Annotated in this window: 13 protein-coding genes and 1 pseudogene; 9 read left to right on the top strand and 5 right to left on the bottom strand. The window is 63.1% G+C overall.

Going from position 1 to position 14,361, the window contains the following annotated elements; translation table 11 throughout:
- Positions 1 to 5 precede the first annotated feature (5 nt).
- Positions 6 to 215 carry a lipoprotein gene (locus CAF70_RS01315; protein WP_085621565.1) on the bottom strand — a complete coding sequence of 70 codons (210 nt, stop codon included), beginning with the start codon at positions 213 to 215 and terminating at the stop codon, positions 6 to 8.
- A 333-nt stretch (positions 216 to 548) separates the two neighbouring features.
- Here CAF70_RS01315 and cyaY point away from each other — a divergent pair, with 333 nt between their 5' ends.
- The 3 genes from cyaY to rnk all read left to right on the top strand — a co-directional run bounded on the left by cyaY (position 549) and on the right by rnk (position 1,664).
- Complete coding sequence (cyaY, locus tag CAF70_RS01325) at positions 549 to 881, top strand: iron donor protein CyaY (RefSeq protein WP_085621566.1); 333 nt, start codon at positions 549 to 551, stop codon at positions 879 to 881.
- 1 nt (position 882) lies between these two features.
- Positions 883 to 1,107: a DUF1289 domain-containing protein gene (locus CAF70_RS01330; protein WP_013974742.1), complete on the top strand. Its 225-nt coding sequence runs from the start codon at positions 883 to 885 to the stop codon at positions 1,105 to 1,107.
- Between the two features lie 146 nt (positions 1,108 to 1,253).
- Positions 1,254 to 1,664, top strand: a complete 411-nt coding sequence (gene rnk / locus CAF70_RS01335) for a nucleoside diphosphate kinase regulator (protein ID WP_085621567.1) — start codon at positions 1,254 to 1,256, stop codon at positions 1,662 to 1,664.
- A gap of 92 nt (positions 1,665 to 1,756) precedes the next feature.
- On the opposite strand, the gene CAF70_RS01340 is transcribed toward rnk, so the two are convergent.
- Positions 1,757 to 4,612 carry a class I adenylate cyclase gene (locus CAF70_RS01340; RefSeq protein ID WP_085621568.1) on the bottom strand — a complete coding sequence of 952 codons (2,856 nt, stop codon included), beginning with the start codon at positions 4,610 to 4,612 and terminating at the stop codon, positions 1,757 to 1,759.
- Positions 4,613 to 4,785: 173 nt separating this feature from the next.
- On the opposite strand from CAF70_RS01340, the gene CAF70_RS01345 reads away from it, so the two are divergent.
- Entirely contained in the window at positions 4,786 to 5,238 is a 453-nt protein-coding gene (locus CAF70_RS01345; protein ID WP_085621569.1) for a YaiI/YqxD family protein, read from the top strand.
- Between the two features lie 244 nt (positions 5,239 to 5,482).
- Here the strand turns inward: CAF70_RS01345 and elbB are convergent, their stop codons facing one another.
- A complete protein-coding gene (elbB, locus tag CAF70_RS01350; protein ID WP_085621570.1) occupies positions 5,483 to 6,151 on the bottom strand; it encodes an isoprenoid biosynthesis glyoxalase ElbB in 669 nt (222 codons plus the stop codon).
- A 112-nt stretch (positions 6,152 to 6,263) separates the two neighbouring features.
- Here elbB and CAF70_RS27790 point away from each other — a divergent pair, with 112 nt between their 5' ends.
- Together CAF70_RS27790 and CAF70_RS27795 are read left to right on the top strand one after the other, a co-directional pair.
- Positions 6,264 to 6,494, top strand: a complete 231-nt coding sequence (locus CAF70_RS27790) for a hypothetical protein (protein ID WP_256573236.1) — start codon at positions 6,264 to 6,266, stop codon at positions 6,492 to 6,494.
- A gap of 3 nt (positions 6,495 to 6,497) precedes the next feature.
- Positions 6,498 to 6,890, top strand: a pseudogene (locus CAF70_RS27795) (sterol desaturase family protein); the annotation flags it as partial.
- A 501-nt stretch (positions 6,891 to 7,391) separates the two neighbouring features.
- Here the strand turns inward: CAF70_RS27795 and CAF70_RS01360 are convergent.
- On the bottom strand, positions 7,392 to 8,036 hold the full coding sequence (locus CAF70_RS01360) for a DedA family protein (RefSeq protein ID WP_178076335.1): 645 nt from the start codon (positions 8,034 to 8,036) through the stop codon (positions 7,392 to 7,394).
- A 213-nt stretch (positions 8,037 to 8,249) separates the two neighbouring features.
- On the opposite strand from CAF70_RS01360, the gene ppk1 reads away from it, so the two are divergent.
- Complete coding sequence (gene ppk1 / locus CAF70_RS01365) at positions 8,250 to 10,493, top strand: polyphosphate kinase 1 (protein WP_085621571.1); 2,244 nt, start codon at positions 8,250 to 8,252, stop codon at positions 10,491 to 10,493.
- Here ppk1 and ppx read toward each other — a convergent pair.
- On the bottom strand, positions 10,480 to 11,982 hold the full coding sequence (gene ppx / locus CAF70_RS01370; protein ID WP_085621572.1) for an exopolyphosphatase: 1,503 nt from the start codon (positions 11,980 to 11,982) through the stop codon (positions 10,480 to 10,482). The genes ppk1 and ppx overlap by 14 nt on opposite strands.
- Positions 11,983 to 12,237: 255 nt before the next feature.
- On the opposite strand from ppx, the gene trxA reads away from it, so the two are divergent.
- Positions 12,238 to 12,564: a thioredoxin TrxA gene (trxA, locus tag CAF70_RS01375; protein WP_012274768.1), complete on the top strand. Its 327-nt coding sequence runs from the start codon at positions 12,238 to 12,240 to the stop codon at positions 12,562 to 12,564.
- A 373-nt stretch (positions 12,565 to 12,937) separates the two neighbouring features.
- On the top strand, positions 12,938 to 14,197 hold the full coding sequence (gene rho / locus CAF70_RS01380; RefSeq protein ID WP_003253661.1) for a transcription termination factor Rho: 1,260 nt from the start codon (positions 12,938 to 12,940) through the stop codon (positions 14,195 to 14,197).
- Positions 14,198 to 14,361: the final 164 nt, after the last annotated feature.

Raw genomic sequence — 14,361 nt, forward strand, 5'->3', positions numbered from 1 at the left:
TTCCTTTACTGCGCTGGCGACTGCTCGGGCTCAGACTCGGGCTGCTGCTCTTGCGTCGGGGCCGGCTTGGCTTTTGGCTGGTACTGGTGCGACTTGTGGCTGGCCTTGCCGTCCTTGCCGTCTTCAGGCAGGTAAAGCGGGCCTTTCTGGCCGCAGGCCGAAACGAGGCAGGCAACAGCGACCAGCGCCGCAAGGGAGGAAATCAGGCGCTTCATTGGGTGAAATCCTTAGAATATGCAGTATTGCGCCCGAGTATACCGAGCGACCGACGGCTTGCCTATGCAAGGGCCGGTCCGCCGGGCGGGCTATTCTTGGTGCCTGCAAGGGCCCTTTCGCGGTACCTGTGGGAGCGGGCGTGCCCGCGAACACGGGCGGAGCCCGTGCCAACCACCGCAGAGCCTGCTTCGCGGGCGTGCCCGCTCCCACAGGTACTGCGCTGGCTTCGAGTTCATGCCAGTGAGGGCAACGGCTAAACCTTTGCATTCAGCGGCCAGCGCCCGTATCTTGCCGGGCTTGCCTGTAACGCAGCCAATTTCGAGGTTCCTGCAATGAGTTTGAGTGAAGCGCGTTTCCACGACCTGGTCGACGCGACCCAACAGGCGCTGGAAGACCTGTTCGACGAGAGCGGCCTGGACCTGGACATGGAGAACTCCGGCGGCGTCCTCACCGTCAAGTTCGAGGGCGGCGGCCAGCTGATCTTCAGCCGCCAGGAGCCGCTGCGCCAGCTGTGGCTGGCCGACCGGTCCGGCGGTTTCCACTTCGACTACGACGAGGACAGCGGCAAGTGGGTGTGCGAAAAGAGCGAGGAACTGCTGGGCGAAATGCTCGAACGCATCGTCTGGGAGCGGGCCGGCGAGAAGCTGGACTTCGACGAGATCTGACATGAGCAGTACCCAGGCCCGGCCGCCCAAACCACTCTATAGCAACGTCAGCCCCGCCGTGCCGTCGCCGTGCATCAGCGTTTGCCGGCTGGACGAACAGCGGGTGTGCACGGGGTGCCACCGGCATGTCGAGCACATCCGTGAGTGGCGTTCGGCCGATGACGAACGGCGCCGGCAAATCTGCCGCGAGGCCCAGGCGCTGCGCGACCAGGCTAAGGCACACTGATCGCAGGGGCTTGAGTATTTACCCGGCTGTGGTAACGTCGGGTTCTGCGTCGGTGACGCCAAAGTCTTCACAAACCCCGCCCTTGGGCGGGGTTTTGCTTTATCTGCACGATGAAAACCGCCTGTTCAAAGGAGTCTGACTGGATCATGAGCACCAAGCCTTCCCTCATCCTCACCCGATTGGACGTACAACGTCTGGAGCGTCTGATCGACAGCCTCGACGAGAGTACGCCGGGTGTGCTCGCCTTGATCGGCGAGCTGGACCGCGCCGAGCAGGTGGTCGGTCACGAGGAGGTCCCGGCTGGCGTGGTAACCATGAACTCGCGCGTGCACTGCCGCGAGGAAGCCAGCGGCAAGGATTACCACCTGACGCTGGTGTATCCGAAGGATGCCGGGCCGGAAGGCAAGGTCTCGATCCTGGCGCCGATCGGTTGCGCCTTGCTCGGGCTTTCGGTGGGCGAGCAGATCGACTGGCCGGCGCCGGGGGGCAAGACCCTCAAGCTGAAGCTGCTGGAAGTCGAGTACCAGCCGGAAGCGGCGGGCGATTTCGACCTGTAAGGCCCAGGGGGCCGCTTTGCGGCCCATCGCAGCACAAGGCTGCTCCTACAGGGAGATGCGATCCTTTGTAGGAGCAGCCTTGTGCTGCGAATTCAGGATCCTTCCGCCAAAACCTGCTCCAACCCCTCATTCAGCGCCTGCTCCAGCTCCCGCTTGTAGCGCAGGTACATCTGCGTCGACCCCAACTGGTCATCCAGCAACTCGGACAAGTCCAAATCAGTGATGTAGCACCGGTACTGCCCTGCACCCCGTCGCTGCCCAATGATCTGCCGGGCCACCACTGCATAAAGCTGCTCACCATGCTCCAGTTCGGAAAACTCCTGCTGGTCGCAATACAGCGTCACGTGCGCCGCACCCGCCACCCCGGCCTGGATGATTGCCTGCACCTCGTAGCAAGGCTGGTCGTTACCCTCGAACGGGACCTGGCGCGGTTCGATACTGCGCGCCTTGCCTGGCCCGGAAGGCAACAGTTGCGCGTAGTGGATGTCCAGTGACGCCGCGCGCTGGGTGTCCAATGGCAGACGGGCATCCCGGCGCATCACCACAGAGCGCAGAAAGCGTTGCAGCGGCAACAGCAGGTGGACGTCGTCGTGCATCGGCAGGCGTTGCTGCCACAGGGCGTTGTATTCATCCAGCACGTACAGCTCGGCCCAGCCACCCTGCAGGCGGTAGAACACCTGGATGCAGGCCGGTCGGCCTTGCTCCAGCACCAGGCGCAGGTCGTCGTCCTGCAAAGCGTTGGCGTCCAGGTACAGCGGGCTGTAGGCGTTACGCTCTTCGCCCAGGTGGTCCAGCAGCGCGTCGTGCTCGGCCAGGGTGGTCAGGCCGACATGCCCGGCCAGCAGCTCCAGCACATGGGTGTGCTGGGCCACCTGCAGCAGGTAGCGGTGGTTCAGGCCCTGGTCCAGCAGTAGTTGCACGGTGTCGAAAATTTCCTCCACACGTTGGCCGATGGCCTGGGCGCGGCTTTGGCAGAAACAGCGCACCCGCACCCTTGGCCGCTGGCCGCGCAACACCGGGCTGTTGAGAAAGTCGCGCAGGCAGCGCATCAGCGCATGCTCGCCGTCATAGCGCTGGACCAGTACCTCGTTCCAGCTGTTGAGGGTGACCTGGTCCAGGGTCAGGACCAGGTTTTCGCGCACGCCTGCATAGCTCAGCGAGTCGGTGCGCTCGGTGGTCATCAGGATGTTCAGGTCGCGGTGGTGACGCAACGGGTCGATGGCGACGTTGACCAGCAACAGTACTTCGTCGGCAACGCTGGGTTGCAACAGGCGCACCTCGCTGACGGTCGGCAAGGGCAGGGGAATGCTCTGTTGCAGGCAGCCGATCAGGTTGAACAGCTCGAATTCGCTGAGGTCGCTGACACCCGGGTGCACCGCCAGGCGCGTGCTGCTGTCGATTACCCCGTTGCGATGGGCCCAGGTCAGCAGCTCGAGCAGCTCGCGGCAGCGCTTTAGCGGGCTGAAGTGGTCCACCTCATGGGTGCTCAGGTTGCCGGTGTACAGCTCCCAGTGGTGGCTGCCGGGCTCCTTGCGGTTAGGCGCCTGGACCAGGGTCAGGGTGCCTTCGGCCAGGTCCGGGGCGATACCGGGGTTGATCACTTCGACCTTGCCGGCGCGGCGTTCGAAGGCCGCGTAAAGGCGCCGGCCCAGCACATTGAGGTCGCGCTGGTCGGCGCGGCTGCTGGCGTTCTGGGAGCGGGCAAACTGGCTGAGGAAGCGGTAGCTGTGGTTCAGTTCGGCCACCAGTTCACGGCGTTCGACTGCAACTTGCTGCACCTTCCATTGGCTGCGGCTGTCGAGCAGGGCCAGCTGGCGCTCATCCCAGCCCCACTCGTTGGCCAGGCGCTGCAACAAGCGGCGTTGCCAGCCATTGGCCCGGGCCTGGTCGCTGAGCTTCTTGTTCACCTTCAGGTACAGGCTGCGCCGCACCAGCTCCAGGCGCGCGGCCTCGCCACGTTGCAGCAGGTAGCGCTCGATGCGCCGGTACACCATAACGTAGGGGTCCAGCTCGTCGAGGTCGAGCTGGTTGGCGAACACTGCCTGCTTGTAGTCCAGGCTCAGGCAACGTACGGCGGGGTGTTCGCTGGCATAGGCCTCGGTCAGCAGCAACTTGAGCAACGACTTGTAGGGCGAATCGATGCCTTTGAACAGTTGCCACAAGCCGGCGCCGACGAACTCGCCGGGCGGGATGTGCGCCAGGTTGCCGAGATCGAGGGCGTCCTGGCTGCGGATGAAACGCTTGGACAGCAGAGTCTGGGTGTAGGCGTGGTAATCGTGTTCCTGGTAGACCGGCACCAGCCACCATAGCGGTGTGCGCCCGGCCAGCCAGATAGTGGTGCGGTAGAACTCATCCAGCAGCAGGTAGTGCTGGGTGGTACCGCAATCGTCGGAACCGAGCTGGCCTTCGCGTTGGCCCTGGGCGAAACCTTGCGTGTCGATCAGAAAGAAGTGCGCCTCTGCACCCAGGCTTTCCGCCCACGCTTCCAGCAGTTGGCATTTGCGACGCAGCTCACCCAGAAGCTCGTCGGCCAGGCCGGGCGCGTGGCACACCCACAGGTCCATGTCGCTGTGCTCGGCCTGGGCCAGCGAGCCCAGGCTGCCCATCAGGAACAGGCCGTGGATCAGCCGCGGCGGATTGCCATGGCGGGCTTTGTAGGTGAACGAGCGGGCAAGGCGCTGGGCCTCGACTACCAGGTCGGCGCTCGGCTCGTAGCCCGATACGCCGGCGGGGGTAGTGCCGGAGACGTAGCCCGGCAGCAACGGGTGGTTCACATGAAACAGCAGCGGCAGCAGCGTCAGCACTTGTTGCTGGCGCGTCGACAGGCCCTCCAGCGCCCGCTGCAGCCGGCCCTTGTTAAGCTGCAGGAAGCGCGCACGCAATGTCGCCAGTACCTTGCGGTCGATGCCTTCGTCCAGGTCGGGGCGGATTTCGTGGGGGTGGTTCATTGCACACTCGGGCAGGCCAGCGGAGCTGTGCCGAGTGTAGCCTGAGTGGCGGGGGCGGATAAGCGGCAATTGAAATATTGGCGCCATTTTCCCAGCGCTGCGTGGGCAGTTGCTGCAGCTTTCGCTGCGCTTGAGGCATGATAGTGGCCTCAAGCCGATTGTGAGGTTTTCCGATGCGTGTGTGGATCGATGCCGACGCCTGCCCCAAGGCGGCCAAGGATCTGATCGTCAAGTTCGCCCTCAAGCGCAAGTTCGAGGTGGTGATGGTGGCGGGCCAGGCTGTGGCCAAGCCGGCGTTCGCGATCGTGCGCCTGATCGTGGTACCCAGCGGCATGGACGCGGCCGACGATTACCTGGTGGAGCACGCTGTGCCCGGCGAGCTGGTGATCTGCAGTGACGTACCGTTGGCCGACCGCCTGGTAAAAAAGGGCGTAGCGGTGTTGGACCCACGCGGGCGCGAGTTCGACGAGCGCAACATGGGCGACCGGCTGGCGGCGCGCAACCTGTTCACCGACCTGCGCGAGCAGGGCCAGGTGGGGGGAGGGCAGGCGCCTTATGGCGAGCGCGAGAAGCAGGCGTTTGCCAATGCGCTGGACCGGATCATCGCCCGGTTGTCCAAACCCTGAAGCGGGGCTGCTTTGCAGCCCATCGCCGGCAAGCCAGCTCCCACCCGACCGCGCTGACCTCAAGCCATGCGCAGTACCTGTGGGAGCGGGCAAGCCCGCGAAACAGGCGACGCGGTGGATGGCACGGGCTTCGCCCGTGTTCGCGGGCCCGCCCGCTCCCACAGGTATCGCGCATGGCTTGAGGTCGACGCGGTCGGGTGGGAGCTGGCTTGCTGGCGATGGCCTGCGCAGCAGGCCCGAGGATTTACTGGTCACCCTCGTGGGTCAGCTCCAGCACCCGATCCACCAGCTTGTAAATGCCACCAGCCGCTTCACTGATCGACTTGGCCTCCATGTACGCCGGGGTAGTCACCAGTTTGCGCTGGGTGTCCTCGACAATATCGTGCACATCGCACTCTTCATGGGTGCCCCCCATTTTCTGCACGGCTGCCGCAGTACTGGCGTCAGTACCGATGGTGCAGACCACGCCCGGCCCGTAGATCTTTGCCGCCAACGCCGGCGAGATGCAGATCAGGCCAACCGGCTTGCAAGCGTCGGCAAAGGCTTCGGCCAGAGCCAGCACATCCGGGTGGACGCTGCAGTTGGCGCCTTCCACGGCAAAGTTGGACAGGTTTTTCGCCGCGCCGAAACCGCCCGGCACGATCAGCGCATCGAAGTCTTCGGCCTTGGCTTCGCGAATATCCTTTACCTCGCCGCGGGCAATGCGCGCCGATTCCACCAGCACATTGCGCGACTCGGGCATTTCCTCGCCAGTCAGGTGGTTGATCACATGCATCTGCGCAATGTTCGGCGCGAAGCACTGCACCTGCGCACCACGCTGGTCGAGGCGCAGCAGGGTGATCACGCTTTCGTGGATTTCGGCGCCGTCATACACGCCACAGCCGGAAAGAATCACCGCTACTTTTTTTGTCATGCTTTTTACTCCAGTGTCGAGGCGCTAAATGTCCTCTAGTTTGGCAGATGTCGCCATAGGGATTCCTGCGCGCGCGGCCTAACCTTGGCGGATAACGCCTGAGGTCGTACCCATGGACCTGATCCTGCTGGCCGTGCCGTTCTTCTTCGTACTGATTGCCGTCGAGCTGCTGGCCGACCGCGTGCGTGGCCAGCGCAACTTCACCCTGGCCGATTCGATCAACAGCCTTAGCATCGGCGCGCTGTCGACCAGTACCGGGTTGCTGACCAAAGGGGTGGGGCTGGCGACCTATGCCCTGGCCTTCGAGCACCTGGCGTTGCTGCGCCTGCCGGCGCAGGCCTGATGGGTGTGGCTGCTGGCCTTTGTCCTGTACGACATCTGCTACTACTGGCTGCACCGTCTTGGCCACGAGCGCAACGTGCTGTGGGCTGCGCACTCGGTGCATCACCAGAGCGAGGAGTACAACCTCACCACGGCGCTGCGCCAGACCAGCAGCGGGTTCATTTTCTCGTGGCTGTTCTACCTGCCGCTGGCGTTGCTCGGTGTGCCACCGCTGGTGTTCATCACGGTGGCGTCGCTCAACCTGCTGTACCAGTTCTGGGTGCATACCCGGCACATTCCCAAGCTGGGCTGGCTCGAGTGGGTGTTGATCACGCCATCCAACCATCGCGTCCACCATGCGCAAAATCCTGCTTACTTGGATCGCAATTACGGTGGCGTGTTCATTCTCTGGGATCGTCTGTTCGGTACCTTCAAAGAGGAGGACCCGGCCGAGCCGGTGGTGTTCGGGGTGACCACGCCGCTGGCCAGCTGGAACCCGCTGTGGGCCAACCTGCAGTTCTATGCCCAGCTCTGGCACGATGCCCGGCGCGCCGACAGCCTGTGGGACAAGCTGCGGATATGGTTCATGCCCACCGGCTGGCGCCCGGCCGATGTGGCTGCACGCTACCCACAGGCCAAGCAGGACCTGACGTTGTTTCGCAAGTTCGAGGTTGCCCTGGGCCGTGCGCAGCAGGCCTATGTGGCGGCGCAGTTCGTGGTTTACGTGGCGCTCGGCAGTTATCTGATGGAGGTGGCCGAGCGCTTGCCGACCGCCGCTCTGGTACTCGGCTGGGCGCTGATGGCGTTTGGCTTGTTCGTGCTTGGCGCGCTGCTGGAGGATCGGCCATGGGCCGTGCGCATGGAGCGGTTGCGGCTGCTGGTGAACGCGCCGGCGCTGTACCTGGCCGGCGCATTGGGCCTAGCGGTGGTCGCGCCGCTGGCCTGGTTCCTGCTCGTGACTTACAGCCTGTTCAGCCTCTGGGGCCTGGGGCATGCCCGCCGCCTTGCGCTCCGCACGCAGGGTGCGGAAGCGCCGGCGCAGCCATAGCAGGCCACCCAGCGCCAGCAGGCCACCGAGTACCCATAGCTCGTAGCGCTTCACGTTGCCCAGCAGGCCTTCGAGGATGGCGCCGAAGTGGTACGCTGCCGCGCCCAGCGCCACTGCCCAGATGGCCGCGCCGAGACCGTTCAGCAGCAGGTAGCGGCGTGGCGGGTAGCCGGACAGGCCAATGGCCACCGGCATGACCGTGCGCAAGCCATAGACGAAGCGGAAACTCAGTACCCAGATGTCGGGGTGGCGACGGATGTGGTCCAGCGCCCGGTCGCCCATCGCCTGCCAGCGTGGTTTGCGCGCCAGGATCCTGCGCCCGTGGCGACGGCCCATGAAGTACCACAGCTGGTCGCCGGCATAGCTGCCGAAAAACGCCACCAGGCACACCAGGTTAATGTCCATGTAACCGCGAAACGCAAGGAACCCCGCAAGCACCAGGATGGTCTCGCCTTCAAAGAAGGTGCCTAGAAAAAGGGCGAAGTAGCCGAAATCCTGCAGGAATTGTTGAAGCATTTTCTGAGGTGCTGGCGAAATGAACGCGAAGCCTACCCCTTCGCGCGCGTTCGTGAAAGTGTCCAAATGTGTCTCGACATGAACAATGCCTGCTCGGAGAATGCCAGAAGCCACGCGCCATGGCTTGCCCTGGCGTGTAACACAGGCGTCATAATGGGCGCTTATCTTGCCGCTCAATTGATGATAGGGCGTTAACGTCCTCAGGAACGCCAGATGAATAATGAAGTGCTAACCCCTGTCGCGATCAAGGATGCTCAGGAAATCCCCGAAGAGATGGTGCAGACTCCGCCAGACCTGCCGCCGGCGCCCCAGCCCGCAGTGGAAGCGGTGGCCGAGCCCGTGGCGCCGGCGCCTGCACCAGCCCCGGTGATCGCCGTCCCGGGCCTGGACGACAGCAGCCTGTACATTCATCGCGAACTCTCGCAGCTGCAGTTCAACATCCGGGTGCTGGAGCAGGCACTGGACGAGAGCTATCCGCTGCTCGAACGCCTCAAGTTCCTGTTGATCTTCTCCAGCAACCTCGACGAGTTCTTCGAGATCCGCGTCGCCGGCCTGAAAAAGCAGATCAACTTCGCCCGGGAACAGGCCGGTGCCGATGGCCTGCAGCCGCACCAGGCGCTGGCGCGTATCAGCGACCTGGTACACAGCGAAGTCGAGCGCCAGTACGCGATCCTCAATGACGTGCTGTTGCCCGAGCTGGAAAAGCACCATATCCGCTTCATCCGCCGCCGCTACTGGACACCCAAGCTCAAGACCTGGGTGCGCCGCTACTTCCGCGACGAAATCGCCCCGATCATCACCCCGATCGGCCTCGACCCGACCCACCCGTTCCCGCTGTTGGTGAACAAGAGCCTCAACTTTATCGTCGAGCTCGAGGGGGTCGATGCCTTCGGCCGTGATTCGGGCCTGGCGATCATCCCGGCCCCGCGCCTGCTGCCGCGGGTCATCCGCGTGCCGGAAGAAGTGGGTGGCCCAGGTGCCAACTACGTGTTCCTGTCGTCGATGATCCATGCCCACGCCGACGACCTGTTCCAAGGCATGAAGGTGAAGGGCTGCTACCAGTTCCGCCTGACCCGTAACGCCGACCTGGCGCTGGACTCCGAAGAGGTCGACGACCTGGCCCGCGCCCTGCGCGGCGAGCTGTTCTCGCGCCGCTATGGTGACGCCGTGCGCCTGGAGGTAGCCGACACCTGCCCGAAACACCTGTCGGACTACCTGCTCAAGCAGTTCAGCCTCAGTGAAAGCGAGCTGTACCAGGTCAACGGCCCGGTCAACCTAACCCGCCTGTTCAGCATTACCGGCCTGGACAGCCACCCCGAGCTGCAGTACACGCCATTCACCCCGGCGATCCCCAAGCTGCTACAGAACGCCGACAATATCTTCAGCGTGATCGGCAAGCAGGACATCCTGCTGATGCACCCGTTCGAGTCCTTCACCCCGGTGATCGACCTGCTGCGCCAGGCCGCCAAGGACCCGCACGTGCTCGCCGTACGCCAGACCCTGTACCGTTCCGGGGCCAACTCGGAAATCGTCGACGCGCTGGTGGACGCGGCGCGTAACGGCAAGGAGGTCACCGCGGTGATCGAGCTGCGGGCGCGGTTCGACGAAGAGTCCAACCTGCAGATGGCCAGCCGCCTGCAGGCAGCCGGTGCGGTGGTTATCTACGGCGTGGTCGGCTTCAAGACCCACGCCAAGATGATGCTGATTTTGCGTCGTGAGCAGGGCGAGATCGTGCGTTATGCGCACCTGGGCACCGGCAACTACCACGCCGGCAACGCCCGCCTGTACACCGACTACAGCCTGCTGACCTCTGACGACGCTCTCACCGAGGATGTGGGCAAGCTGTTCAGCCAGTTGATCGGCATGGGCAAGACCCTGCGCATGAAGAAGCTGCTGCACGCGCCGTTCACCCTGAAGAAGGGCATGCTCGACATGATTGCGCGGGAAACCCAGTTCGCCCTCGAAGGCAAGCCGGCGCATATCATTGCCAAGTTCAACTCGCTGACCGATGCCAAGGTCATCAAGGCGCTGTACAAGGCCAGCCAGTCAGGTGTGAAAATCGATCTGGTGGTGCGTGGCATGTGCTGCCTGCGCCCAGGCATTCCAGGGGTTTCGCACAACATCCAGGTGCGCTCGATCATCGGCCGCTTCCTCGAACACACGCGGGTGTTCTACTTCCTCAATGGCGGCGAAGAGCAGATCTACCTGTCCAGCGCCGACTGGATGGAGCGCAACCTCGACAAGCGCGTCGAGACCTGCTTCCCGGTGGAAGGCAAGAAGCTGTTGCTGCGGGTGAAGAAGGAGCTGGAAGGCTACCTGACCGACAATACCCACGCCTGGACCCTGCAGCCGGACGGGCGCTATGTGCGCAGCACGCCGACCGGTAACCAGAACCCGCGCAGTGCCCAGGCGACCCTGCTGGAGCGCCTGAGCAACCCGGTCCTCAACGTACGCTGAGGACGAAGCCGACCCGGGCCAGCCACTCCGCCTCGTTGGCGAAGTCGGCCTGGGTCAGCTGGTTCTGTTCCAGCCAGCCCTCAGGGAAGGCCACATCCAGGCTGCTGTCGGCAGCCTTGAGCTCGACCTTCGGCATCTGCTGGTTGCCACGGATGTGGTGGAACAGGATGGCGAAGCGCAGCAGCACGCACAGGCGCAGCAGCTTGACCCCTTCCTCGCCCAGTTCGGCGATCTTGTCCTTGGGGATGTTGCGGCGGTGGCCGCGCACCAGCAAGGCCATCATCTGTTGGTCCTCGCGGGAAAAGCCCGACAGGTCGGAATGCTCGATCAGGTAGGCGCCGTGTTTGTGGTAGTGGTAGTGGGCGATATCCAGGCCGATTTCGTGCACTTTCGCCGCCCAGCCCAGCAGATCGCGCCAGTTCCCGTCTTTCAGGTCCCAGGCGTCGGCCACCTGGTCGAAGGCGTGCAAGGCTTTGCGCTCGACCCGTGCGGCCTGGCCCTGGTCCACGTGGTAGCGTTCCATCAGCGAGTTCAGGGTGCGTTCGCGCACGTCTTCGTGGTGGTGGCGGCCGAGCAGGTCGAACAGCACGCCTTCACGCAGGGCTCCATCGCAGTGGTCCATGCGCTGCAGCTCCAGGGCATCGAAGATCGCTTCGAGAATCGCCAGACCGGCCGGGAAGATGGCGCGGCGATCCGGCTTGACGCCTTCGAAGTCGATCTTGTCGACTTCACCCAGCTTGAACAGTTTGCGCTTGACCCAGGCCAGCCCCTCGGCGTTGACCTCGCCATTGCCCAGGCCGCCGGCCTTGATCGCGGCACCGATGGCACGAATGGTACCGGACGAGCCGATGGCTTCGTCCCAGGTCAGGCGGTGCAGGGCATTCTCGATGCTCATCAGTTCCAGGCGTGCGGCGGTATAGGCCTGGGCGTAACGGGCCGGGGTGATCTTGCCGTCGCGGAAGTAGCGCTGGGTGAAGCTGACGCAGCCCATCTGCAGGCTTTCGCGCAGCAGCGGCTCGAAGCGCTGGCCGATGATGAATTCGGTGCTGCCGCCGCCAATGTCGGCCACCAGCCGCTTGCCGGGGGTGTCGGCCAGGGTGTGTGATACGCCCAGGTAGATCAGGCGCGCTTCTTCACGGCCGGAGATAACCTCGACCGGGTGGCCGAGGATGGCTTCGGCGCGCTGGATGAATTCGTTGCGGTTGCGCGCTTCGCGCAAGGCGTTGGTGCCGACGATGCGCACCGAGCCTGCCGGCATGCCGTTGATCAACTGGGAAAAGCGCTTGAGGCAGTCCAGGCCTCGTTCCATGGCTTCTTCGCTGAGCAGGCGCTCTTCGTCGATGCCGGCGGCCAACTGAACCTTCTCGCCGAGCCGCTCGAGAATGCGGATTTCGGTATGGTGGGCCTTGGCCACGACCATGTGAAAGCTGTTGGAGCCAAGGTCGATGGCGGCGATCAGGGACAGGTTCTTCGCGATGGTATGCGGCATGATCTGGTTGTTCTCGGTCGTTAACCTGGCAATCGTGCCACGATAGCAGGCTATCGCCAACGCGTGACACTCAGCCGTTGTGCTGGCCTTGATACAAGGCAATGTGCCATTCGATGCTATGACACTTGTATGACGGTTTCGATTCGTGGCGTCTTGCACAACTATAGTTACACTCAATCGTCCGCGGCTTCCTGTAGGAGACGGGTGCGGCTATGATGGGCAACGTTTTTATTGCTTACGACCTTGGAGATTTCCATGAGCGACAAAATCAAACACGTCACCGACGCCAGCTTCGAAGCCGACGTACTGCAGGCTCAAGGCCCGGTGCTGGTCGACTACTGGGCTGAATGGTGCGGCCCATGCAAGATGATCGCTCCGGTTCTGGACGACATCGCTGCTACCTACGAGGGCAAACTGACCGTCGCCAAGCTGAACATCGACGAGAACCAGGAAACCCCGGCCAAGCACGGCGTGCGTGGTATCCCGACGCTGATGCTGTTCAAGAACGGCAACGTCGAAGCCACCAAGGTCGGCGCCCTGTCCAAATCGCAGCTGGCCGCGTTCCTCGACGCCCACCTGTGATATGAAAAAGCCCCGCAGATGCGGGGCTTTTTTTGCCTCTGCAAAGGCAGTCTTGCCCATGCAGGAGCAGCCTTGTGCTGCGAAAGGGCCGGTAAGACTGACGTTGTCGCTGCGGCTGATGGCCTCTTCGCAGCACAAGGCTGCTCCTACAGACAGGTGTGTTGCATCTGAAAATGGCAGGGCAAAACCACTAGACGTCGAAAAAAGCAAGTGTTACATTCGGCCTCGCACTGCTTTTCCAGTGCCCTCTACACGCCGTCGCCGAAGCATCCCTAATTCGAATCAGTACGCGATCCTGTCGCCATCTAGCGGCGCGGCCTCATTAAGCCAGAAGCTTAATTCTCCCTTCTTACATGATTACGTCATTCCCCTTATGAACCTGACTGAACTCAAGCAAAAGCCGATTACCGATCTTTTGGAAATGGCCGAACAGATGGGCATCGAAAACATGGCCCGTTCGCGCAAACAGGACGTGATTTTCGCCCTGCTGAAGAAGCACGCGAAAAGCGGCGAAGAGATCTCGGGTGACGGCGTGCTGGAGATTCTCCAGGATGGTTTCGGTTTCCTGCGCTCGGCTGATGCGTCCTACCTGGCCGGCCCTGACGATATCTACGTCTCGCCCAGCCAGATCCGCCGCTTCAACCTGCGTACCGGCGACACCATCGTCGGCAAGATCCGCCCGCCGAAGGAAGGGGAGCGTTACTTCGCCCTGCTGAAGGTCGACACCATCAACTTCGACCGCCCGGAAAACGCGAAGAACAAGATCCTGTTCGAAAACCTGACGCCGCTGTTCCCGAACAAGCGCCTGAAGATGGAAGCCGGCAACGGCTCCACCGAAGACCTGACCGGCCGCGTGATCGACCTGTGCGCCCCGATCGGCAAAGGCCAGCGTGGCCTGATCGTCGCTCCGCCGAAAGCCGGTAAGACGATCATGCTGCAGAACATCGCGGCCAACATCACCCGTAACAACCCCGAGTGCCACCTGATCGTCCTGCTGATCGACGAGCGCCCGGAAGAAGTGACCGAAATGCAGCGCACCGTGCGCGGCGAAGTGGTTGCCTCTACCTTCGACGAGCCACCAACCCGCCACGTGCAGGTTGCCGAGATGGTGATCGAGAAGGCCAAGCGCCTGGTCGAGCACAAGAAGGACGTGGTTATCCTGCTGGATTCCATCACCCGTCTGGCGCGTGCCTACAACACCGTGATCCCGAGCTCCGGCAAGGTACTGACCGGTGGTGTCGACGCCCACGCCCTGGAGAAGCCGAAGCGCTTCTTCGGTGCAGCGCGTAACATCGAGGAAGGCGGTTCGCTGACCATCATCGCCACCGCGCTGGTCGAAACCGGCTCGAAGATGGACGAAGTGATCTACGAAGAGTTCAAGGGCACCGGCAACATGGAGCTGCCGCTGGACCGCCGCATCGCCGAGAAACGAGTGTTCCCGGCCATCAACATCAATCGTTCCGGTACCCGCCGCGAAGAGCTGCTGACCGCCGACGACGAACTGCAGCGTATGTGGATCCTGCGCAAGCTGCTGCACCCGATGGACGAAATCGCCGCCATCGAGTTCCTGGTCGACAAGCTCAAGCAGACCAAGACCAACGACGAGTTCTTCCTGTCGATGAAGCGCAAGTAAGCGTTTCAGGCCGGAATTGATTGGGGCCGCTTCGCGCCCCTTCGCGGGCACGCCCGCTCCCACAGGTTCAGTGTGATCCTTGTGGGAGCGGGCGTGCCCGCGAAGGGGCGCGAAGCGGCCCCAATGCATTTTCGCCCCAAACAAAGCCCGAACGGCGCTACACT

This window comes from Pseudomonas sp. B19(2017), from assembly GCF_002113165.1.
Lineage (GTDB): Bacteria > Pseudomonadota > Gammaproteobacteria > Pseudomonadales > Pseudomonadaceae > Aquipseudomonas.